This is a genomic window from Mesorhizobium sp. B2-6-4 (assembly GCF_006441495.1).
Lineage (GTDB): Bacteria > Pseudomonadota > Alphaproteobacteria > Rhizobiales > Rhizobiaceae > Mesorhizobium.
The window spans coordinates 425,406-444,250 of record NZ_VFUE01000002.1; the positions used below are offsets into that span (position 1 = coordinate 425,406).

At 64.9% G+C, this 18,845-nt stretch carries 25 protein-coding genes; 8 read left to right on the forward strand and 17 right to left on the reverse strand.

What is annotated here, in order from left to right; translation table 11 throughout:
- Positions 1–110 precede the first annotated feature (110 nt).
- Positions 111–743 (forward strand): HAD family phosphatase, encoded by a 633-nt coding sequence (locus FJ426_RS04500; RefSeq protein WP_140559018.1) that lies wholly within the window; start codon positions 111–113, stop codon positions 741–743.
- A 3-nt stretch (positions 744–746) separates the two neighbouring features.
- Here FJ426_RS04500 and FJ426_RS04505 read toward each other — a convergent pair whose 3' ends face one another.
- From FJ426_RS04505 to ureC, 9 genes are all read right to left on the reverse strand, one after another.
- Entirely contained in the window at positions 747–1,514 is a 768-nt protein-coding gene (locus tag FJ426_RS04505) for a class II aldolase and adducin N-terminal domain-containing protein (RefSeq protein WP_140491336.1), read from the reverse strand.
- Positions 1,515–1,591: 77 nt separating this feature from the next.
- Entirely contained in the window at positions 1,592–2,233 is a 642-nt protein-coding gene (gene ureG / locus FJ426_RS04510) for an urease accessory protein UreG (protein ID WP_140491334.1), read from the reverse strand.
- Positions 2,230–2,670, reverse strand: coding sequence for a DUF3995 domain-containing protein (locus FJ426_RS04515; protein ID WP_140514380.1), 441 nt, complete (start codon positions 2,668–2,670; stop codon positions 2,230–2,232). Before FJ426_RS04515 ends, ureG begins: the two co-directional genes overlap by 4 nt.
- Positions 2,667–3,347, reverse strand: a complete 681-nt coding sequence (locus tag FJ426_RS04520) for an urease accessory protein UreF (protein WP_140524179.1) — start codon at positions 3,345–3,347, stop codon at positions 2,667–2,669. The genes FJ426_RS04515 and FJ426_RS04520 overlap by 4 nt, the downstream gene beginning before the upstream one ends.
- Complete coding sequence (gene ureE / locus FJ426_RS04525; RefSeq protein ID WP_140559016.1) at positions 3,331–3,909, reverse strand: urease accessory protein UreE; 579 nt, start codon at positions 3,907–3,909, stop codon at positions 3,331–3,333. The genes FJ426_RS04520 and ureE overlap by 17 nt, the downstream gene beginning before the upstream one ends.
- On the reverse strand, positions 3,906–4,511 hold the full coding sequence (locus FJ426_RS04530; protein WP_140559013.1) for a glutathione S-transferase family protein: 606 nt from the start codon (positions 4,509–4,511) through the stop codon (positions 3,906–3,908). The genes ureE and FJ426_RS04530 overlap by 4 nt, the downstream gene beginning before the upstream one ends.
- Before the next feature lie 45 nt (positions 4,512–4,556).
- A complete protein-coding gene (locus FJ426_RS04535; protein WP_140824754.1) occupies positions 4,557–5,150 on the reverse strand; it encodes a hypothetical protein in 594 nt (197 codons plus the stop codon).
- Positions 5,151–5,200: 50 nt separating this feature from the next.
- On the reverse strand, positions 5,201–5,689 hold the full coding sequence (locus tag FJ426_RS04540) for a DUF29 domain-containing protein (protein WP_140491324.1): 489 nt from the start codon (positions 5,687–5,689) through the stop codon (positions 5,201–5,203).
- Between the two features lie 126 nt (positions 5,690–5,815).
- The gene (gene ureC / locus FJ426_RS04545; RefSeq protein ID WP_140559286.1) at positions 5,816–7,531 is read right to left on the reverse strand and encodes an urease subunit alpha; all 1,716 of its coding nucleotides are present in this window, start codon (positions 7,529–7,531) and stop codon (positions 5,816–5,818) included.
- A gap of 164 nt (positions 7,532–7,695) precedes the next feature.
- On the opposite strand from ureC, the gene FJ426_RS04550 reads away from it, so the two are divergent.
- A complete protein-coding gene (locus tag FJ426_RS04550; RefSeq protein ID WP_140524175.1) occupies positions 7,696–8,073 on the forward strand; it encodes a hypothetical protein in 378 nt (125 codons plus the stop codon).
- Between the two features lie 132 nt (positions 8,074–8,205).
- Positions 8,206–8,694 (forward strand): hypothetical protein, encoded by a 489-nt coding sequence (locus FJ426_RS04555; RefSeq protein WP_140514393.1) that lies wholly within the window; start codon positions 8,206–8,208, stop codon positions 8,692–8,694.
- 80 nt (positions 8,695–8,774) lie between these two features.
- Here FJ426_RS04555 and FJ426_RS04560 read toward each other — a convergent pair whose 3' ends face one another.
- From FJ426_RS04560 to FJ426_RS04580, 5 genes are read right to left on the reverse strand one after another with little or no spacing between them, the layout of a single operon-like run.
- Positions 8,775–9,080 (reverse strand): urease subunit beta, encoded by a 306-nt coding sequence (locus FJ426_RS04560; protein WP_140514395.1) that lies wholly within the window; start codon positions 9,078–9,080, stop codon positions 8,775–8,777.
- A 6-nt stretch (positions 9,081–9,086) separates the two neighbouring features.
- Positions 9,087–9,680, reverse strand: coding sequence for a HupE/UreJ family protein (locus FJ426_RS04565; RefSeq protein WP_140824755.1), 594 nt, complete (start codon positions 9,678–9,680; stop codon positions 9,087–9,089).
- 51 nt (positions 9,681–9,731) lie between these two features.
- On the reverse strand, positions 9,732–9,986 hold the full coding sequence (locus FJ426_RS04570; protein ID WP_140491313.1) for a DUF1272 domain-containing protein: 255 nt from the start codon (positions 9,984–9,986) through the stop codon (positions 9,732–9,734).
- Positions 9,987–9,996: 10 nt separating this feature from the next.
- A complete protein-coding gene (locus tag FJ426_RS04575; protein WP_140491311.1) occupies positions 9,997–10,299 on the reverse strand; it encodes an urease subunit gamma in 303 nt (100 codons plus the stop codon).
- Between the two features lie 28 nt (positions 10,300–10,327).
- Positions 10,328–11,170 (reverse strand): urease accessory protein UreD, encoded by an 843-nt coding sequence (locus FJ426_RS04580; RefSeq protein ID WP_140559005.1) that lies wholly within the window; start codon positions 11,168–11,170, stop codon positions 10,328–10,330.
- 202 nt (positions 11,171–11,372) lie between these two features.
- On the opposite strand from FJ426_RS04580, the gene FJ426_RS04585 reads away from it, so the two are divergent.
- The 3 genes from FJ426_RS04585 (at position 11,373) to FJ426_RS04595 (ending at position 13,739) form a co-directional block, all read left to right on the forward strand.
- Entirely contained in the window at positions 11,373–11,627 is a 255-nt protein-coding gene (locus FJ426_RS04585) for an acyl carrier protein (protein WP_140491308.1), read from the forward strand.
- Positions 11,628–11,631: 4 nt separating this feature from the next.
- Entirely contained in the window at positions 11,632–12,840 is a 1,209-nt protein-coding gene (locus tag FJ426_RS04590) for a beta-ketoacyl-[acyl-carrier-protein] synthase family protein (RefSeq protein ID WP_140559003.1), read from the forward strand.
- 194 nt (positions 12,841–13,034) lie between these two features.
- Positions 13,035–13,739, forward strand: a complete 705-nt coding sequence (locus FJ426_RS04595) for a glutathione binding-like protein (protein ID WP_140514401.1) — start codon at positions 13,035–13,037, stop codon at positions 13,737–13,739.
- A 56-nt stretch (positions 13,740–13,795) separates the two neighbouring features.
- Here FJ426_RS04595 and FJ426_RS04600 read toward each other — a convergent pair whose 3' ends face one another.
- The 3 genes from FJ426_RS04600 to FJ426_RS04610 all read right to left on the reverse strand — a co-directional run bounded on the left by FJ426_RS04600 (position 13,796) and on the right by FJ426_RS04610 (position 16,072).
- Positions 13,796–14,113, reverse strand: a complete 318-nt coding sequence (locus tag FJ426_RS04600) for a hypothetical protein (protein WP_140559001.1) — start codon at positions 14,111–14,113, stop codon at positions 13,796–13,798.
- A gap of 94 nt (positions 14,114–14,207) precedes the next feature.
- Positions 14,208–14,819: a nucleoside triphosphate hydrolase gene (locus FJ426_RS04605; RefSeq protein WP_140491298.1), complete on the reverse strand. Its 612-nt coding sequence runs from the start codon at positions 14,817–14,819 to the stop codon at positions 14,208–14,210.
- Between the two features lie 131 nt (positions 14,820–14,950).
- A complete protein-coding gene (locus FJ426_RS04610) occupies positions 14,951–16,072 on the reverse strand; it encodes a hypothetical protein (protein ID WP_140558999.1) in 1,122 nt (373 codons plus the stop codon).
- Between the two features lie 209 nt (positions 16,073–16,281).
- Between FJ426_RS04610 and FJ426_RS04615 the strand changes: the two genes are divergently transcribed.
- Complete coding sequence (locus FJ426_RS04615) at positions 16,282–17,175, forward strand: D-alanyl-D-alanine carboxypeptidase family protein (protein WP_140558997.1); 894 nt, start codon at positions 16,282–16,284, stop codon at positions 17,173–17,175.
- A 757-nt stretch (positions 17,176–17,932) separates the two neighbouring features.
- Positions 17,933–18,845: DUF1003 domain-containing protein (locus FJ426_RS04625; RefSeq protein ID WP_140824756.1), on the forward strand; the 913-nt coding region annotated here is incomplete at its 3' end.

The window sequence follows — 18,845 nt, forward strand, 5'->3', positions numbered from 1 at the left end:
CCACGGCCCGCAAAAGGAGGATTTCCGTTCCGACAGGTGGCACGTTCTGCCGTCCGGATGGTTTATCTCGCGGGGTAAACCCTTTAAGGGAACGCCAAAAGGAGCGTTGCATGACACCGAAAGCGGTTTTCTGGGACATGGACGGCACGCTGGTCGACAGCGAACCGCTGCACGAAGCAGCCCTGGTGGCGGCGATGCGCAATGTCGGCCTTCAGCCTCCGCCCGACCTGCATGAGCGCGTTCTCGGGGTCGCTGCCTGGCCGGTCTACCTGATGATGCGCGACCAGTTCGGCCTGGATCTGCCCTTCGACGAGTGGATCGTCCATAAATACGAGCATTATCTGCCGCTTGTCGCGACATTGAAGCCGCGCCCCGGTGCGATCGAGATATTCAACGAATTGCGCGCGCTTGGCGTGCAGCAGGCCGTGGTCTCGAATTCCGACCGCATGATCGTCGACGCCAATCTGCACATGGTCGGCCTGATCTATCCAGGCATGAAGACCATCAGCCGCAACGACGTGCGCGAAGGCAAGCCGCAAGCCGAGCCGTTCCTGCGCGCCGCCTATCTGGCCGATGTCGATCCCGCGAACGCGGTGGCGGTCGACGACAGCTGGCCGGGCGCCATGGCGGGGCTGGCGGCAGGCATGAAGACGATCTTCTGGCCGGAAAAACCGATGGACGGCCCGCCCGGTGCGGTGGTCATCAACAGCGCCGAGGAATTGCGGGCTGAACTGGGGCTTTAAACCTCAGTTCCGATAGACCGGCTCCTGCTCGTCGAGGATCGCCTTCAGTTCGCTGAGATGCCGCTCGGCCTGGCCGGGATAGTCGTCCATTTCGCGTGCCGCCTTCTCGGCGATGGCGTCGGAAAGCGTGCGCAGCGGCCGCCCGGTCCACAGCGCCTTGATGTAGGTCTCGGCGGCGCGTTCGAAATAGAACATGCGATTGAAGGCGTCGGCCACCGTGTCGCCGATGACCAGCACGCCGTGATTGCCCATCACCATTACCTTGACCTTGGGGTCGGTCAGGAGCTGCGAGCAGCGCTCGCCCTCTTCCTCGAAGGCCAGACCGCCATAATGGGCGTCGACCACATGGCGGTTGAAGAACATCGCCGAATTCTGGTCGATCGGCGGCAGCCTCGAATCGGCGAGCGAGGCCAGCACGGTGGCGTGGATGGAATGCACATGCATGACGCAGCGCGCATGACGGACGTTGCGGTGGATGGCGCCGTGCAGGCCCCACGCCGTCGGGTCGGGCGCATTCGGGCCGGACAGCGTCTCGGGATCGTTGGCGTCGATCATCAAAAGGTCGCTCGCCTTGATGCGCGAGAAGTGCACCTGATTGGGGTTCATCAGGAATTTTGTGCCGTCCTCGTTGACCGCCAGCGAGAAATGGTTGGCCACCGCCTCGTGCATGTTGAGCCGCGCCGTCCAGCGGAAGGCGCAGGCAAGATCGACGCGCTCCTCGTAGAAGGGCAGGTTGGTCAGCGGTTCCTTTTGCAGGCGGGCGATGCTCATCGAAAAATCCTCCGGGTTTTAGGAACAATGCCGTGCCCTGCTTGTGCCCGCAACCGGTTTCGGTTGGTGCAGCCGGCTCACGCCGCCGTGCTTGCGGCGGTCCCGAGCCTCAAGCCGCCATGCTCGACGATGAAATCGATCACCTCCCGCAACCCCTTGCCGCGCGACAGGTCGGTGAAGCCGAACGGCCGCTTGCCGCGCATGCGGGTGGCGTCGCTCTCCATCACGTCGAGATTGACGTTCACATAGGGCGCCAGGTCGCTCTTGTTGATGATCAGGAAATCGGAACGGGTGATCGCCGGACCGCCTTTCCGCGGGATCTCCTCGCCCTGGCAGACGGAGATGACATAGAGCGTGAGATCGGCGAGATCCGGCGAGAAGGTGGCGGCAAGGTTGTCGCCGCCGGATTCGATGAAGATGATGTCGAGATCGGGGAATTTGCGGTTGAGCTCCGCGATCGCCTGCAGATTGATCGAGGCGTCCTCGCGGATGGCGGTGTGCGGGCAGCCGCCGGTCTCGACGCCGACGATGCGCTCTTCCGGCAGCGCCTGCAGCCGCGCCAGCATCATGGCGTCTTCCCTTGTGTAGATGTCGTTGGTGACGACGGCGATCGAGAATTCTTCGCGCAGCGCCTTGCAGAGCTTTTCGGTGAGCGTCGTCTTGCCCGAACCGACGGGACCGCCAATGCCGATGCGAAGAGGACCGTTGGGCTGCGTCATGTCGGGAACTCCGTGATGGCGAGAACTGCGAAGCCGAGCCCGATCAGCAGGCACAGCGGCGAATAAAGGCTCCTATCGAGCCGCGCGAAAGGCTGTTCCGGTGCCAGCCGGCGCCACCGGGGCGTGAAGCCGGCAATGCCGCGTCCGAGAAACACCAGCCCGATCAGCAGCGCGGTGGCGGCGAGGCCTTCCCTGGGAAAGGGCGAGGCAAACACACCCTCCAGAGCCATCGGCCAGAGCGTTGCCAGCGCCAGGCAGGCGGCGACGGCAAAGCAGGCGAACGGCGCCGGCATCTCGTCGACGCCGCGAAAGCCGACGACCGCATGCGCGCAGGACGCCGCATCCTTGCCCGGCCATATCCCGCCAATGCCCCAATAAACGTGCAACGCGGTGATCACCAGCAGGACGAATGAGAGGATGAAGGCAAGGACGATCATGAGCGGAACAATCGCGAATACTGGGTTTCGTGCTGCATCGCCACGATATCAGAGACAAAGGCGCAACCGCCGAGATCGTCCATTGTCGAGCGGGATGCGCGGGCGGCCGTCGCAAGGGCCAGTACTTCGAAGCTGGCGAGCAGCATCACGGCGTCGCTCTGGCCGATGACACCCAGCCGGATTGCAGCCTGGACGAGATTGGAGAAGAAGGCCTGCAGGAAGGCGGACAGGGCGTCCGGCAAGGCGATGCCGTTTCCGCCGGCGACCGCGCCTACGGCGACGCAATAGGCACACTCCGCCGGCAGGCGCGCCCGCACCGGGTTGGGCCACGCCGCCGCGGCCTTCAGGAAAGCAGCACCTTGCAGCATCGTCTCGGCATGGCGCTCGCGCGACCCGGCCAACGCCTCGGCCAGTGCGGCGACTTCGGCCAGATCGCCGCCGTCGCGGGCGTTGCGCCAGCTCTCCGCGAACAGCACGGCATCGTTCCAGGCGGAGCCCATCTCGACCAGCGTTTCAAGCCAAGCGGCGAGGCCCGCCGCATCGGTCACCAGCCCATCATGCACGGCGCGTTCGAGGCCATGGCTGTAGGAAAAGCCGCCGACCGGAAAGACCGGCGACAGCCATGCCATCAATCGCAGCAGGGCGATGCCGGATGGCTGATCAGTCGTGGTGATCATGGTGGTCGTGATGATCGTGATGGTCGTGCGAATGCGAATGGCTGTGCGAATGCGCTTCGGCGTGGCTGTGGGCGTGCGCATGGCCGTGGTCATGGCCGCCGGAATAGGCGCCCCGCACCGGTTTGAACGGTTCGGAAACCTCGCTCACCGTGGCCCCGAGCCCCTCCAGCATCGCCTTGATGACATGATCGCGCAGGATGAGGATGCGCTCCGCCTCTATCGCCGCCGCGAGATGGCGGTTGCCGATATGCCAGGCAAGCTCGGCCAGATGCACGGCGTCGCGGGCGCGGATATCATAGACCTCCTCCGGCGCCGCGATGATCTCGACGTGGCGGCCGTCTTCCAGCACCAGCCTGTCGCCGTCGTTGAGGGTGACGGGCTCCGGCAGGTCGACCAGTACCTTGCTGCCATCGGACAATTCGATCGCCCGGCGGCGCAGATGCCGCTCGTCATGGGCAAGAACCGCGCGGCCGGATGGCGCCGTGGTGCCGGCATTGCCGGAGGTCAGCACCGAGATGGCGCGCGGGAACTTCGTGAAGTCGGTGTTGAGGTTGAGCTTCATTTCATGGCTCCGCCATTGGCTTGCGCCCGGGCACGGGCAGGGCGTGAAAGCACGCGGTCGAAATAGGCGTTGACGCGTTCGGATTCTATTGGAAAGCGGCCGGCTCTGGCCCAGCCGCCCATGTCGCCGAGCAGCACGTCGACAGCCGAAAACCGGTCCCCGAGCGCGAACGGCTTGTCGCCCAGCCGGCGGTCCAGCGCCTTGACCTCGGAGGCGAAATCGTAAGCGGCCGCGGGGCCGACATCGACGCGGATTTCCCTGGGCAGCAGGAAGCGGTGGCGCAATTTGTTCCACAGCGGCGCCTCGAACTCGCTCTGGGCGAAATGCATCCAGGAATCCATCTCGGCGCGGCCGGCGAGGCCGGGATTGGCGCCCATGCCCTTGTCCGCGTGCTTATCGGCGAGATAGACGCAGATCGCCGCCGAATCCGTCAGCGTCAGCTCGCCGTCGATCAGGATCGGCACCTTGCCCGAAGGATTGAGCGCATAGGCTTCCGGCGAGCGCAGGGGAATTTCGACGAATTCATAAGCCTGCCCGAGCTCTTCGAGCATCCACAGAACACGGCTGACCCGGGATCCACGCGATCCGACGGCCTTGTACATGATTGAACCCTGCCTTTCCCGGTCAGCCTAGAACATCCGCGGCCGTCATACGATCGTGTCGAACAGCCGCAGGATGAACGATATCTGGTAGATCAGCGCCGCGGCGACGAAGGCGATGTGGAAGCGGCGGTCGCGCACCAGGATCGCGACGATGCACAGCACGACGAAGACCGGCGTGCGGAACAGATACTCGCTGCCGAAGCGGGCGAAATGCTCCGGCCCCTTCAGCAGCGTGTCGATCACGTCGAGCAGGTAGGTCGCGGCCAGCAGGCCGAAGAACCAGGCGCGGCGCGAATAGAAGAAATCCTCATAGCTGGTGTAGTCGAGCATCGAATCCGGAAACAGCAGCGCGCAGAGCAGGAACAGGGTGATGGCGTAGAAGATGATGAACAGGTACTTGCCGAAGGTCCATGTTTCGATGGCGTAGAGGCCGAACTCCCACCACCAGAAATGCACCAGCATCAACAGCACCGAAGCGACCCAGGCCAGATGCACCGTATAGAGCCGGTACTGGCCGGGATGCTGGACGATGCGCGCCACCCCCGACAACAGGCGCGCGACGCCGAGCCCGATCACCATGCCCAGGACGATGCGGATATGCGGGAAGATGTCGTGGGGCGAAGCTATTTCGGTGGCCATGCCGAATGCTCGCCAGGTGATGGAACGTCCGTCAACACACCACTATCAGTCTATTCGCGCATAAGGTTGTCTGAAGACCACGGTGATCCTGGGAAATAATCATCGTCCAAGATTTCCTTGATCCCATAGGGGCAATGGACAGGGAAATCCCGATCTCTCAGGCCTGTTTCGTCCAAGGCCTTTAATCTTGCTATCTTGAACTCTCGATCGAGCACCTGCGCAGGATATTTTTTGAGGCTCGGACTTTCATCAAGCAGGCCCTCAATCCGAAGCCGTTGCTCCCGAATTGTCAGCAACCAGCCCGTTTTGCGCTGCTCAGACTGAAACTCCCATTTCAGCAAGTGAAGGACCAAAGTGCCAAGCCTGCTCGCAATTTCCCTTTTGTCGCTCCGCCCCAAGCTCTCGATCTCCTCGGCAACATTCTCACGATCGAGGTCGGAAAGACGACCTTCGCGCAGCAACGCGCCCTGCTCGGCGCACCACTGAGCATAGTCGGCCTCGTAGGGCGTCAATTGCTGTTTGCGAAATATCTTGTTCATTGAGGAGATATTGCTCCCAAAGTGCACAATTTCCAAGTCCGCGGAGAACGAGTGGGCCCATTCGGGCAGTCGGCACAACCCACTCACCGCCGCATTTAACGAGGGCAATGGCTCGCGGCGATCTTATCAAAACAGAAAATATCGCTGCGCCATCGGCAGCACCGTCGCTGGTTCGCAGGTCAAGAGTTCGCCGTCGGCACGCACCTCGTAAGTCTCGGGATCGACTTCGATATGCGGCGTGGCGTCGTTGAGCACCATCGAATGCTTGCCGATGCCGCCACGGGTGTTTTCCACCGCGACGAACTGCTTGTCGACGCCGAGCCGGCCGTGCAGACCGGACTCCAGTGCCGCCTTGGAGACGAAGGTTACCGACGAGTTGGTCCGCGCCTTGCCATAGGCGCCGAACATCGGCCGGTAGTGCATCGGCTGCGGCGTCGGGATCGAGGCGTTGGGGTCGCCCATCGGCGCCGCCGCGATCATGCCCCCGATCAGCACCATATCAGGCTTGACGCCGAAGAAGGCCGGGTTCCACAGCACCAGGTCGGCGCGTTTGCCGACGGCGATCGAACCAATCTCCTTCGACAGCCCGTGCGCGATGGCCGGGTTGATCGTGTATTTGGCGATATAGCGGCGGACGCGGAAATTGTCGTTGTTGCCGGTCTCCTGCGGCAGCGAACCGCGCTGGCGCTTCATCTTGTCGGCGGTCTGCCAGGTCCGGATCGCCACCTCGCCGACGCGGCCCATCGCTTGTGAGTCCGAGGAGATGATCGAGAAGGCACCGATGTCGTGCAGAATGTCTTCCGCCGCGATGGTCTCCTTGCGGATGCGGCTTTCGGCGAAGGCGATGTCTTCCGGGATCGACGGCGACAGATGGTGGCAGACCATCAGCATGTCGAGATGCTCGGCCAGCGTGTTGACCGTGTAGGGCCGCGTCGGGTTGGTCGAGGACGGGATGACGTTGGGCAGGCCGCAGACCTTGATGATGTCGGGCGCATGCCCGCCGCCCGCGCCTTCGGTGTGGAAGGCATGGATGGTGCGGCCCTTGATCGCCGCCACCGTGTTCTCGACAAAGCCGGATTCATTGAGCGTGTCGGTATGGATCATCACCTGCACGTCATGGTCGTCGGCCACCGACAGGCAGCAGTCGATCGCGGCCGGCGTCGTGCCCCAGTCCTCGTGCAGCTTCAGCGAGCAGGCGCCGCCCAGCACCATCTCCTCGAGCGCCGCGGGCAGGGAAGCGTTGCCCTTGCCCGACAGGCCGATATTCATCGGGAAGGCGTCGAAGGACTGGATCATGCGCGCCATGTGCCATGGCCCGGGCGTGCAGGTGGTGGCGAGCGTGCCGTGCGCCGGGCCGGTGCCGCCGCCCAGCATCGTGGTGATGCCCGACATCAGCGCTTCCTCGATCTGCTGCGGGCAGATGAAATGGATATGCGCGTCGAAGCCGCCCGCGGTAAGGATCTTGCCTTCGCCGGCGATGATCTCGGTGCCGGGGCCGATGATGATGGTGACGCCATCCTGCGTGTCCGGGTTGCCGGCCTTACCGATTGCCGCGATGCGGCCGTCCCTGAGGCCGATATCGGCCTTGAAGATGCCGGCGCTGGCGTCGATCACCAGCGCATTGGTAATGACGGTGTCGACCGCTCCTTCAGCGCGGGAAACCTGGCTCTGGCCCATGCCGTCGCGGATGACCTTGCCGCCGCCGAATTTCACCTCCTCGCCATGAATGGTGAAATCCCTCTCGACCTCGACGAAGAGTTCGGTATCGGCAAGCCGCACCCTGTCGCCGACCGTCGGGCCGTACATCTGCGCATAGGCGGCGCGGGTTATTCTGGCCATCAGTGATTGCTCCCGAATTGCGGTGCTGGTGAAACCGGGCTGCACATTGCTGCCATCCAATGGTCACGCAATGACCCGCTGGTCGACACCTTCTGATCCCATTTGGCGGTTGAGGTTGGAGGGTCACCCCAAAACGACCGTTTGCCAAATCGATGGAAGGAAAATCCATGCGCAAAACGATAGTTCTCGCCGCTGCCGCCACCCTGATGCTGGCGGGTGCCGCCATTGCCCAGCAGCAGCCCGCGCAGCAGCCCGCTCCGGCAGCGCCGGCCGCGCCCGCCCCCGGCGGGCAGCAGGCCGCGCCGACGATCCAGAGCGTCAACATCGTCGACATCACCGAACTGCCGAAGGACACCCAGACGCAGGTCAACCAGGTGATCGCCCAGCGCGGCGATGCCGGCCTGCAGAAGCTGCGCAGCTCGATCGATGCCACGCCTAAGGTCAAATCCGCCCTCGAGGCCAAGGGAATGACCTCGGCGCAGGTGGTCGCGGCCAGCATGGAGCCCAACGGCGCCCTGACCCTGATCACCAAGAAGGCGAGCTGACGGCGCGCCTGCGCGGCGGGCCGTCGTCCGGTCCGCCCGCGCTATCTGGAAGGGAACCTTGGCCGGGCAGGAGCCGTTTCGTTTCATCGGCGCTGAACGGCGCCGCGAAACGAACCCGTCCAGGAGCGAGCGATGGCGACCAACCCCGGCAAGAGACGGCTCTATGCCTTCGCCTCCATGGCATTCCTGGCGGCGGGCAGCCCCGGAGCCTCCCTTCACGCACAAGGGCTCGAAAGCCCCGAGACCGTCAACCGGATCATCGGCTCGGACGTCAAGCAGGAAGAAACCAGGAGCGATGCCGAAGCGGGCAAAGTTGCCAGGGCGATTGATCGGACACGTGAAAACATCGGCACGGTGCGCAAGACATCCAAGCTCGACAAGGTCGATATCGTGTTCCTGACCGATGCCGCGCGCACCGAAGGCGGTCCGCCGCCGGCGATCGAGACCAAGGTTAAGCAGCATCAGGACGACATTGCGGAGCTGCGCAAGGAGATCGAGGCCAACGCGCTGCTGTTCAACGCCATCGACTCGCGACGCGTGCTTGCGCAGGACGTTCTCGCCGTGGAATTCGACGACCCCGGAAAGATCGTCATCTATGCGGCGGCCAAGCCGTCCGATTGAGCCGAGGGCACAACTCGCTTTCGTACTCGCCCGAAAGCCCTTTGCCCTCTTTGCACGCCGCGCATGAGACGCCCTCGGCCTCACAGCCTGCCCATCACCTTCTGCTGAAAGCCATAGACCTCGCGCTTGCCGCCCAGCGGCACCAGCGTGACGTCGCGCTCCTGTCCGGGCTCGAAGCGCATGGCGGTGCCGGCGGCGATGTCGAGGCGCATGCCGCGCGCCTGTTCGCGGTCGAATTTCAAGCCCTCATTGGTCTCGAAGAAATGATAGTGGCTGCCGACCTGGATTGGCCGGTCGCCGCTGTTGGCCACTTTGAGCGTAACCGTCGGCAGGCCTTTGTTCAGGTCGATGTCGCCGCCGGCGGGAATGATTTCACCCGGGATCATCGTTCGTCACACGGCGCCGAGGACGAGGCCGAGCCCGATCGCCGTGCAGGCGGCACCAGCGGCCTGCATGAGCACGCGAAACCGCCTGCCGAGGCCAAGCCCGGCGGCGATGCCGGCGGCGTGCAGCAGCGCCGTGGCGACGGCAAAGCCGGCCATATATTCAAGCCCTGCGGCATTTTCCGGTACTTCGGTGCCATGGGCGTGACCATGAAACAGCGCGAACACGCCGATGATGGCGACGCCGGCCGTGACAGGAAGATCGACGGCCAGCGCCACGAACAATCCGAGCGCCACCACCGACGCCAGTATGCCCGGTTCGACGAAGGGCAGCGGCACATGCAGCATGCCGAGCGCGCCACCGGCCAGCATGACGCCCACGAACGCGGCCGGCCAGGCCGACATGGCCTTGCCGCCTTTCTGTGCCGCCCACAGGCCGACCGCGACCATTACCGTCATGTGGTCGAGGCCGGAGAGCGGATGCATGAAGCCGGCCGCGAAGGAGGAGGTCGTGCCGGCCCCGACATGGGCATAAGCGGGCATGGCGGCTGCCATGAGCAGGGTCGCCGAGAGGGCTGTGCGTTTCATCTGTGCTGAGATCATCGGTGCGTCTTTCCTATCAGGATCGTCTGGCCTATCAGGGTCGTCTGGCGTTCACGCGGCCTCGCGCGGGCCACAACCCTCAGCCTTGAGGATGCGCGTGGTCGAAGCGGGATATTTCTTCAGCATTGCCGCCGGACGGATCGGCCGTGCCGAAAAATTGCCGCCGCAATTGGGGCAGACGCCGCCGAGCACGTCTTCCACGCAATCGGCGCAGAAGGTGCATTCGAAGGTGCAGATTAGCGCATCCGTCGCCTCCGGCGGCAGGTCCTTGTCGCAGCATTCGCAGTTCGGGCGCAGCTCAAGCATATCTGTCTCCTCACCGTATCGGCTCATGCACGGTCACCAGCTTGGTGCCGTCGGGGAATGTCGCCTCCACCTGCACGTCATGGATCATCTCGGCGATGCCTTCCATCACCTGCGCGCGGCTGACGACGTGGGCGCCGGCTTCCATCAGCTCGGCGACGGGACGGCCGTCGCGGGCGCCTTCGACGACGAAGTCGGTGATCAGCGCGATCGCCTCCGGATGATTGAGCCTGACCCCGCGCTCCAGACGCTTGCGCGCCACGACCGCCGCCATGGCTATCAGCAGCTTGTCCTTTTCCCTCGGCGTCAGGTTCATGCGTTTCCCTGAAATGATGCGGACACGATCACAGTGACCATATTTTGGGCAGCCCCGCCTTTCCGTTGAGCAAGCCGACGAGCGGAACCAGATGCTGGCGCAGCCGGTAGCCGTCGCCGGCATACAGCCTCGCAAGAAGCTTGCCAGATTCCTGCACGCTCCAGGTGCTGGCGCCGCCCTGGCCGCCGATGATCTCCCGAACCGGATCGAGAAGCGCTTCCGCCCGCGGCGAGATCAATAGCACCGTCGCCATGGCGACGGCGCCGCCGGCAATCGGTGGGCGCGCCAGGGTCGCGGCGATGTCGGGCCCGATGCGGAAATCCTCGGCATGGATGAGAGCCCCGCCCCGGCGGACGCGCCAGCGGTCGTGAAAGCCGCCCTGGACCGCGCGTTCGCCCATCGCCGTCCGGCCGAAGACGGTGGCTTCCAGCACCAGCGCCTCGGCGCCGGCGGCAAGATCAAGGTCGAGCGTGCGGGCAAAGGCCGATCGGTCGAAAACGATGGTCTCCTGCGGCAGCCAGGCGACGCGGCCGTTTTCGCCGACCGTTAGCCGGACGCTGACTTCGGCCCGGTCGGAAGCGGCGCGATAGATTTTCTCGCAGGCCTGCGTCGTTATCGTGGCGCTGGCATGCGCGCCGACCTCGATCTCCCAGCCGAGGCGGTCGCCTCCGGTCAGCCCGCCCGCGGTGTTGATCAGCACGGCTTCCAGCGGGCCGCCGGAAACGGCCGGCATCCTTATCTTGGCGGAACCGTCCTGATAGAGGCGGCGCAGCCGTGTGCGGCCGTCTTGACTGGCGCAGGCGAGCTGCGCCAGTCCGGCCGCCCGCTGCGCCGGCGGGGCCGAAAATCCGGTATGTTCGATCGTATCCACGCCGTCAGGTTAAGCACCGCGGCGGTTTTGTCGATATATAGCTTGTTGCTTGATGGCGTTTCCGTTTCTATAGAGGGAGCCACCTTGGTACGCTCATGCGACGCCTGGCGGGGGTCCAAGGCGACGGTCGCGGCCTGATATCGAGGACAAAAAGGCGCTGTTCAGTTGGCGTCGGGAAACGACAAAGTGGGGAAGAAACCGAATGGCTGACCAACTGGCGACCGAAATCATCGAAAAGATCAAGGCTCATGCCGAGCCGGGCGGCGAGGAGATCACCACCAGCACCGAATTGACGGCGCTCGGCATCCATTCGCTGGAACTGACCGAGATCATCTTCGATCTCGAGGAGCAGTATGGCATCGAGATCGAGATGAACACGGTCGATGCCTGGAGCAACCTGAAGAATGTTGGCGACATGGTCGAGGCCGTTCGCGCGCTGATCGCGAAAAAAGCCTGACCGGATGCACAAGCGCGTCGTCATTACCGGCATCGGCGGTTTGTGCGGGCTTGGCACCGACGTGCCGGCGATCTGGACCGAGATGCGCGCCGGCCGCTCGGCGATCGGCCCCATCGATAACCCGTTCCTGCACGATTTGAAGGTCAAGATCGGCTGCGAGATCAAGGCGCTGCCCGACCATGGCATAGAGCGCAAGCAGCTGGTGTCGATGGACCGTTTCAGCCTGTTGGCGGTGATTGCCGCCCGCGAAGCCTTACAGCAGTCCGGCTTGGCCGCCCATGCGGACAATACCTACCGCATGGGTGCCGTTATCGGCATCGGCGTCTGCGGCTTCGAGACGGTCGAGGAGAACTACCGCGCCATCCTGATCGAAGGCAAGAATCGCGCCGGCATCTTCACGGTGCCGAAGGTCATGCCGGGCGCCGCCGCCGGCCAGGTCAGCATGCATCTCGGCCTGCGCGGACCGGTGTTCGGCGTCACTTCGGCCTGCTCGTCGGCCAACCACGCCATCGCATCGGCGGTCGACCAGATCAGGCTCGGCCGTGCCGACGTCATGGTCGCCGGCGGCACCGAGGCACCGCTGGTCTGGGGCGTGCTGAAGGGGTGGGAGGCGCTGCGCGTGCTGTCGCCCGATACCTGCCGGCCGTTCTCGGCCGATCGTCAGGGCCTGGTGCTGGGCGAAGGCGCCGGCATGGCGGTTCTGGAAAGCTACAATCATGCGGTGGCGCGCGGCGCAAACATCCTCGCCGAAATCGTCGGCGCCGGCCTCTCGGCCGATGCCTCCGACATCGTTGCGCCGACCATAGAAGGGCCGGAAGCGGCGATGCGTTTCTGCCTGGCGGACGCCGGGTTGAATCCCGAGGACATCGACTACCTCAATGCGCACGGCACCGGCACCAAGGCCAATGACCAGATCGAGACCGCCGCGATCAAGCGCGTCTTCGGCGAGCACGCGCGCTCGCTTTCCGTCTCCTCGACCAAGTCGATGCATGCCCATTGCCTTGGCGCCTCGGGCGGGCTGGAGATGATCGCCTGCGTGATGGCGATCCGAGAGGGCGTGGTGCCGCCCACGGCGAATTTCCGCGAGGCCGACCCCGATTGCGATCTCGACGTGACGCCGAACGTCGCGCGCGAGCGTAAGGTGCGCGCCGCCATCAGCAACGGCTTCGCCTTCGGCGGCACCAATGCGGTGCTGGCCTTCAAGGCGATCTGATCCCGGCGATCGTGCTCTGCCCCGGCAGGTCAATTTGCCGGCTCCTGATTGCCGACATCATTCGATTTGTTGACTGTGCGTGCACGGCCAAACGCCTGACGCCGCATTGATCATCCCTGGGCCTGCGCCTAACTCTTTGCCGATCTCACCCAGACCGCGCCGCTTGGTGCGAAATCCCCGCCCAGGAGTTCTCGATGGCCGACCTGTCCGCCTATCCAATCACCGCCCGCTGGCCGGCCAGGCACCCGGACCGGATCCAGCTCTATTCGGCGACGACCCCGAATGGGGTGAAGATATCGATCGCCCTCGAAGAGATCGGCCTGGCCTACGAGCCGCACTATGTGGACATCGGCAAAAACGAAAGCTGGACGCCGGAATTCCTGTCGCTCAATCCCAACGGCAAGATACCGGCGATCATCGATCCGAACGGTCCCGACGGCAAGCCGATCGGCCTGTTCGAGTCCGGCGCCATCCTGCTCTACCTCGCCGACAAGACCGGCCTGCTCGTCCCGGCGGACGCGGCGCGGCGCTACGAGACGATCCAGTGGGTGTTCTTCCAGATGGCGGCCGTCGGCCCGATCTTCGGCCAGGTCGGCTTTTTCCACAAATTCGCCGGCCGCGAGATCGCCGACAAGCGGCCGCTGGAACGCTACCGCGATGAATCGCGCCGCCTGCTCGGCGTTCTCGACGGCAGGCTGAAGGGCCGCCGATGGATCATGGACAATGACTACACCATCGCCGACATCTCGCTCATCGGCTGGGTGCGCAATCTGATCGGCTTCTATGAAGCGCGCGACCTCGTCGGCTTCGATGATTTCGCGCATGTGGCGGCATGGCTGGAGCGCGGCCTGGCTCGGCCGGCGGTGCAGAAGGGCCTGACAATCCCGGCAAAGGGCTGAAGCGGCCCGACCGCCCTGGGGCGCGGGATATCGTAGCCTTGGCCGGCTCGGCTGGGCTATTTCGCCTTGGCTTTCGGGCCGCCCTTGCCCATCACGGAAGCCGCGAGCGAAGCGGCGCCGCGTGCCGTCGCCACCACCGCGCCGGCCGCGACGCTTGCCACGGTGCGGACGGCGCCGGATTTCTCTGGCGCCGGCTTGCGCGCGCTGGCCGGCTTTGCGGCCGCGGCCGCGACCTTCCGAGGCGCGGCCTTGCCGAAGCTGGGTTTGGCGTCCTTCGAACGTTCGGCGATCGCCGGACCAGCGCCGGCTTTCGCCTGCGTCGTTTTCGTCGTCCTGGTCTTGGCGGTCGCGGGTTTTCTTGCCTTGGTTGCCATTGCAAAATCCCCTTACGCAGGACAATCGGTTCCCGGCCATAACGGTGCGAAACCCCTTAAGGTTCCCGTCGAAAAATACCGACAATTAAGCAGGTTAACCAATCACCAGGTCGGCCGCCCGGCGCCGCGCCAGCACGCGTTCGATGTTGGGCATGTCGTTGGAGGCGATCCAGGCGCGCGCATCCTCCTCGGAGCGGCCATGTTCGTGCCAGCGCTCCATCAGCCGGCGCTCGAGCTCGTTGCGCGGCACCTCGACGAAGATCGAGAAATCGAACAGCGGCGCCAGCCGCGACCACGGCTCCTCGTCGAGCAGCAGGTAATTGCCCTCGACCAGGATGAATTTGGTCTCCGCGCCGATGATCGCCGCCGCCGCGCGCGACAGTTCCATGCCGCGGTCGAACACCGGGATGGCGATGTCGGGCTCGCCGGCCCGGATGCGCTTCAGAAGCGTCTCGAAGCCGCCGAAGTCGAACGTATCCGGCGCGCCCTTTCGCGCGCGCAGCCCGCGCTGGTTGAGAACGACGTCGTCATAGTGGAAGCCGTCCATCGGCACGACCTCCACGGCGCCTTCCGGCAGCAGATCGTGCAGGCTCGCCGACAATGTCGACTTGCCGGCCCCCGGCGGTCCGGCAATGGCGACGATGAAGCGCTTTGCCTTGCCGGCGCGCTTGAAGATGGTGGCGGCGAGATGGGCGATTTCGGACATGGCGGCCTCGCTTGCCCCTGATGGTTGGCGCGACCGTTATTCTGGCGGCACTCGGCGGAAATTTCAAACCGGCATTTTGGGTAAGGTGCGGTGGTCAAGTGTCGAAAAGCCGACGTTCGAAGCCAATCCGCTCAACCAGCCGCAGCCTGCCCGATGCGCAGGAAACCGCTGTCGAACGGCACCTCCCGCGCCGAGCCTCCGCCCGCCAGCCGCATGCGGCCCTCCGCCGTGGTGACCTCCTGCGGCGGCTCGCCGCCCGCCAGCGGCAGTGCGCCGATGACATGGCGGAAGGAGACGCTGGCGCCTTCGCCGAGCGCGAACGCCGTCGCCACGCCTTCGCGCGTCAGCCAGTTGTCGCCGATCGAGGCGGCGTGGCCTATCGCCGTGCGCCCGTCCTCGATGCCGAGCACGCCGAGATGCCGGCCGCTCCAGGGCGCGTAGTCGCGGCCGCCATTGCTGAACCACAGCATGGTGACCGGCAGTTCCGCCGGGTTCTTCAGCACCAGAACCAGATCGTCCTCGGCCCGGCGCGCCAGGGCCGTCCAGCCCGGCCCGCCATGGTCGGCCTCGACCAGCGTGACAAAATCCTCGCGCCGGTCGTCCATGCGGTAATCCGTCAGGTCGAGCGTGCCGCCGCCCGCGGCGGGAAAATGGCCGAGATCGCTGCTGCGCCCGGGATAGGCGAGCAGGAAGCGGCCGCGCACGGGGTCGGGCTCCAGCGGATCGGCGGGCGAGGCCGCGAAGCGTTTTGGCGAAAAGGCCAGCCGGCCGCCATCCGTCATTGCCGTCATCGGATGATGGGCGACCGAGATCGCGCCGTGGCCGCCGGAAAACACATGTTCCTGGTAGAGAAAGGCATGGCCGTCGCGCAGCGTCAGGATCTTGTCGACGGTCGCGCCCATGACCTTGCGGCGCAGCCGGAAAACGGCTCGCCAGCCGCCGTCCACGGCGCTGCTCTGGGTGACGTCCCAGGCGCTGTTGGCCGGCCAGCCATGCAGCGGCGCTTCCTCGACGTCGCTGCGCGAAAACGGCGCGCACAGGAAATCGCCGGACAGTCGCACCGTGCCCTCGGGCAGGTCGGCCGGCAGCGTGTCGCGTGGCGCGCCGACCCAGGGTGCGCGGTGCAGCGGCCGCAATTGGCGCCCGCCGTCCTCGACCACCCCGCCATTCTCGATCACCATGTCGGCGATATGGCCGACCGTGGTATCGAGCGAAACCGAAATGCCGCGTGCCTTGAGGGTGAGCGTATCCATGGTGCTCTCATCGAATCCGAAAGCGCAACAAGAACCGTTCGCCACCGGATGCGCAAGCACCGCGACCGGCATTTTGCATCATCCTTGGAACACAAGCTTGCGAAAGCAGACAAAGCTGGGGCTAGCGCCATTAACCAAATGGACGCGGCTGGCGGGTTACGTTAGCTTCGCCGCATCTCAGCAACAGCCTGACCCGAACAGACTTGCCCTTGTCCCACCAGCGTCGCCTTCCGCTCGTCCAGAGACTTTTCGTCGCCCTTGGCCTGTTGCTGATGGTTGCGGGCTGCTCGACCACGACACCGCCGGACTCTGTGCTCGCCGTGCCGGCGCCGCCGCAGAAATACGCCGCCATCGTCGTCGATATCAGGAGCGGCAAGCAGCTGTTCGAGGTCAATTCGAGGGCCCAGCGCTATCCGGCCTCGCTGACCAAGATGATGACGCTCTACCTCCTGTTCGAGGCGATGGAGAGCGGCCGCGTCTCCAAGGAAACGCAGATCCCGGTCTCCGACCACGCCGCCTCGCAGCCGCCGACCAAGCTGCGATTCCGGCGCGGGGAAACGATCGACGTCGACTCCGCCATCCGCGCCATCGTCGTCAAGTCGGCCAATGACGTGGCGGTGGCGGTGGGCGAATATCTCGGCGGCTCGGAGGACGAGTTCGCCGCCATGATGACGTCGAAGGCGCGCCAGCTCGGCATGACCAGCACCATTTTCCGCAACGCCTCGGGCCTGCCCGACGACGGCCAGGTCACCAGCGCGCGCGACATGGCGGTGCTCGGCATGGCGCTGCACCAGCGCTTCCCCCAGCATTTCCACTATTTCTCCGAAAGCGACTTCATGTTCCGCGGCCGGCTGGTGCGCGGCCACAACGACATGCTCGGCCGCGTGCGCGGCGTGAACGGCATCAAGACCGGCTATATCAGGGCCTCCGGCTTCAACATCGTCACCTCCTACGAAGCCGACGGCCGCCAGCTGATCGTGGTGGTGATGGGCGCCGACAGCGCCCGCCAGCGCAACGACCATGTCGAGGCGCTGATCCAGCGCAGCCTGTCGCCGGCGATAGCTGACGCCCCGACCAGGGTGATGTACGCCGAACAGCAGTGAGCGGGGCGAGCTTCGGGGCTGCCTCGCTTCGGACCAGCTTGCTCAACTATCGAAGTCGGTGCCGCCCCTCATCGCCCTGCCGGGCACTTCTCCCCGTATAGTGACGGGGAGAAGGGGCTGGCCGCAACCTCGGCACCCTTTTTGCAGCGTTGGTGATGGGCGAAACCGGCGATAACAGCCCCTCTCTCCCCCGTTCTACGGGGAGAGATGTCCGGCAGGACAGTGAGGGGCGGCGCAGTCGCTCGAAAGCGGGCGATGGCGTCGACTGACCCGATAGGAATTTTTTCTTGACAGGGTGAAGGCAACTATGCTAGTATTCTCGCTATGGTGCTGATTTGCGCCAGCCACCCGCCGCAAGGCGGGTTTTTATTACCGTCGCCCAGGGCACCAGCCAATCACTTCGTCATCCACGGGCGGAGCAAGGAGCGCAGCGACGCGGCGCGAGGACCCATGCCGCGACTCGGCAGGCGCCGCAACGGTTCGCAATTCTGCTCCACTGCGGCCAATGCCACGGAATGGATCCAGGCTCCGCGACGGAGCTTCGCCCCCGTTATGGTTCCTCAGCGGTTGATGACGATTTCACAGAGCCGCCGCCAACCTCGAATGTCTACCAGGCGAGCCCCGAAAGGCGGCCCGCTGCCCCTTCCTGTCACGCAATCGTCCGCAAGACGTGGCATAGGCATGCCAAATCGCCGCGATGCTGGCTAAGCATCGCCGCATCGGTCTATCGTCTTCCACCACAGCAGGAGCCCGCATCATGAGCACCCTTCCCAAGGCGTCCGAGCAGCAGGCGGCGGACAATGACAGCGGCGGCGAGTATTTCGAGGCGCCGACCACGGGGGAGGACCTGCACGGGGTTTCGGACGAGCATTTCGACACGCCGGAGGTGCCGGACTCCGAGCCCGCCTTGCCCGGAGCCTCGCGGGCCAAGCCCAAGAAAAGACCGTCGGCGATCTCGGGCCGCAAATTCCGCAAGCGCGACCTGGTGCGCATCGACGATTTGCGCCCGAGCCTGGCCGACCGCATCCGCTCCGACCATCCCGACCTGCCGCATGGCGCCCGCATCAGCCGCGAGGAGCTCGGCCGCTACCGCATGCGCTACATGGAGGAGCTGCTCCAGCAGGAGCACGGCGAATTCTCCGAGCTCGACCGCCAGGTGGTGGAATCGATCGCCAGGCAGGACACGATTTCGGAAAACTCGGAAGAGGAGTTCGAGGAGCACCGCTCGTTCGCCGACCGCGTCTCCGACAACATGGCGGCCTTCGGCGGCAGCTGGTGGTTCCTGATCTCGTTCGCCGGCGTGCTCCTGGTGTGGATCGCCATCAACCTGTTCGAGGGCTTGAATCGCGCCTTCGATCCCTACCCCTTCATCCTGCTCAACCTGCTGCTCTCCTGCATCGCCGCCATCCAGGCGCCCATCATCATGATGAGCCAGAAGCGCCAGGAGGTGAAAGACCGCCTGCGCTCCTTCAACGACTACCGCGTCAACCTCAAGGCCGAGCTCGAAGTGCGCCATCTGCACGAAAAACTAGACTACCTCATCTCGCGCCAATGGACCCGCCTGGCCGAGATGCAGCAGATGCAGCTCGACGCCATGCACGAGCTGACCGGCGCGAAGAAGGCGAAGCGCGCGGCAAGAGGGGTGAGGAGGCGGGCGGTGCGGGGTGAGG

Coding starts and splice junctions, on each gene's coding strand:
- FJ426_RS04500 (WP_140559018.1), top strand. CDS start 111: ATGACACCGAAAGCGGTTTTCTGGGACATGGACGGCACGCTGGTCGAC.
- FJ426_RS04505 (WP_140491336.1), bottom strand. CDS start 1,514: ATGAGCATCGCCCGCCTGCAAAAGGAACCGCTGACCAACCTGCCCTTC.
- ureG (WP_140491334.1), bottom strand. CDS start 2,233: ATGACGCAGCCCAACGGTCCTCTTCGCATCGGCATTGGCGGTCCCGTC.
- FJ426_RS04515 (WP_140514380.1), bottom strand. CDS start 2,670: ATGATCGTCCTTGCCTTCATCCTCTCATTCGTCCTGCTGGTGATCACC.
- FJ426_RS04520 (WP_140524179.1), bottom strand. CDS start 3,347: ATGATCACCACGACTGATCAGCCATCCGGCATCGCCCTGCTGCGATTG.
- ureE (WP_140559016.1), bottom strand. CDS start 3,909: ATGAAGCTCAACCTCAACACCGACTTCACGAAGTTCCCGCGCGCCATC.
- FJ426_RS04530 (WP_140559013.1), bottom strand. CDS start 4,511: ATGTACAAGGCCGTCGGATCGCGTGGATCCCGGGTCAGCCGTGTTCTG.
- FJ426_RS04535 (WP_140824754.1), bottom strand. CDS start 5,150: ATGGCCACCGAAATAGCTTCGCCCCACGACATCTTCCCGCATATCCGC.
- FJ426_RS04540 (WP_140491324.1), bottom strand. CDS start 5,689: ATGAACAAGATATTTCGCAAACAGCAATTGACGCCCTACGAGGCCGAC.
- FJ426_RS04550 (WP_140524175.1), top strand. CDS start 7,696: ATGCGCAAAACGATAGTTCTCGCCGCTGCCGCCACCCTGATGCTGGCG.
- FJ426_RS04555 (WP_140514393.1), top strand. CDS start 8,206: ATGGCGACCAACCCCGGCAAGAGACGGCTCTATGCCTTCGCCTCCATG.
- FJ426_RS04560 (WP_140514395.1), bottom strand. CDS start 9,080: ATGATCCCGGGTGAAATCATTCCCGCCGGCGGCGACATCGACCTGAAC.
- FJ426_RS04565 (WP_140824755.1), bottom strand. CDS start 9,680: ATGATCTCAGCACAGATGAAACGCACAGCCCTCTCGGCGACCCTGCTC.
- FJ426_RS04570 (WP_140491313.1), bottom strand. CDS start 9,986: ATGCTTGAGCTGCGCCCGAACTGCGAATGCTGCGACAAGGACCTGCCG.
- FJ426_RS04575 (WP_140491311.1), bottom strand. CDS start 10,299: ATGAACCTGACGCCGAGGGAAAAGGACAAGCTGCTGATAGCCATGGCG.
- FJ426_RS04585 (WP_140491308.1), top strand. CDS start 11,373: ATGGCTGACCAACTGGCGACCGAAATCATCGAAAAGATCAAGGCTCAT.
- FJ426_RS04590 (WP_140559003.1), top strand. CDS start 11,632: ATGCACAAGCGCGTCGTCATTACCGGCATCGGCGGTTTGTGCGGGCTT.
- FJ426_RS04595 (WP_140514401.1), top strand. CDS start 13,035: ATGGCCGACCTGTCCGCCTATCCAATCACCGCCCGCTGGCCGGCCAGG.
- FJ426_RS04600 (WP_140559001.1), bottom strand. CDS start 14,113: ATGGCAACCAAGGCAAGAAAACCCGCGACCGCCAAGACCAGGACGACG.
- FJ426_RS04605 (WP_140491298.1), bottom strand. CDS start 14,819: ATGTCCGAAATCGCCCATCTCGCCGCCACCATCTTCAAGCGCGCCGGC.
- FJ426_RS04610 (WP_140558999.1), bottom strand. CDS start 16,072: ATGGATACGCTCACCCTCAAGGCACGCGGCATTTCGGTTTCGCTCGAT.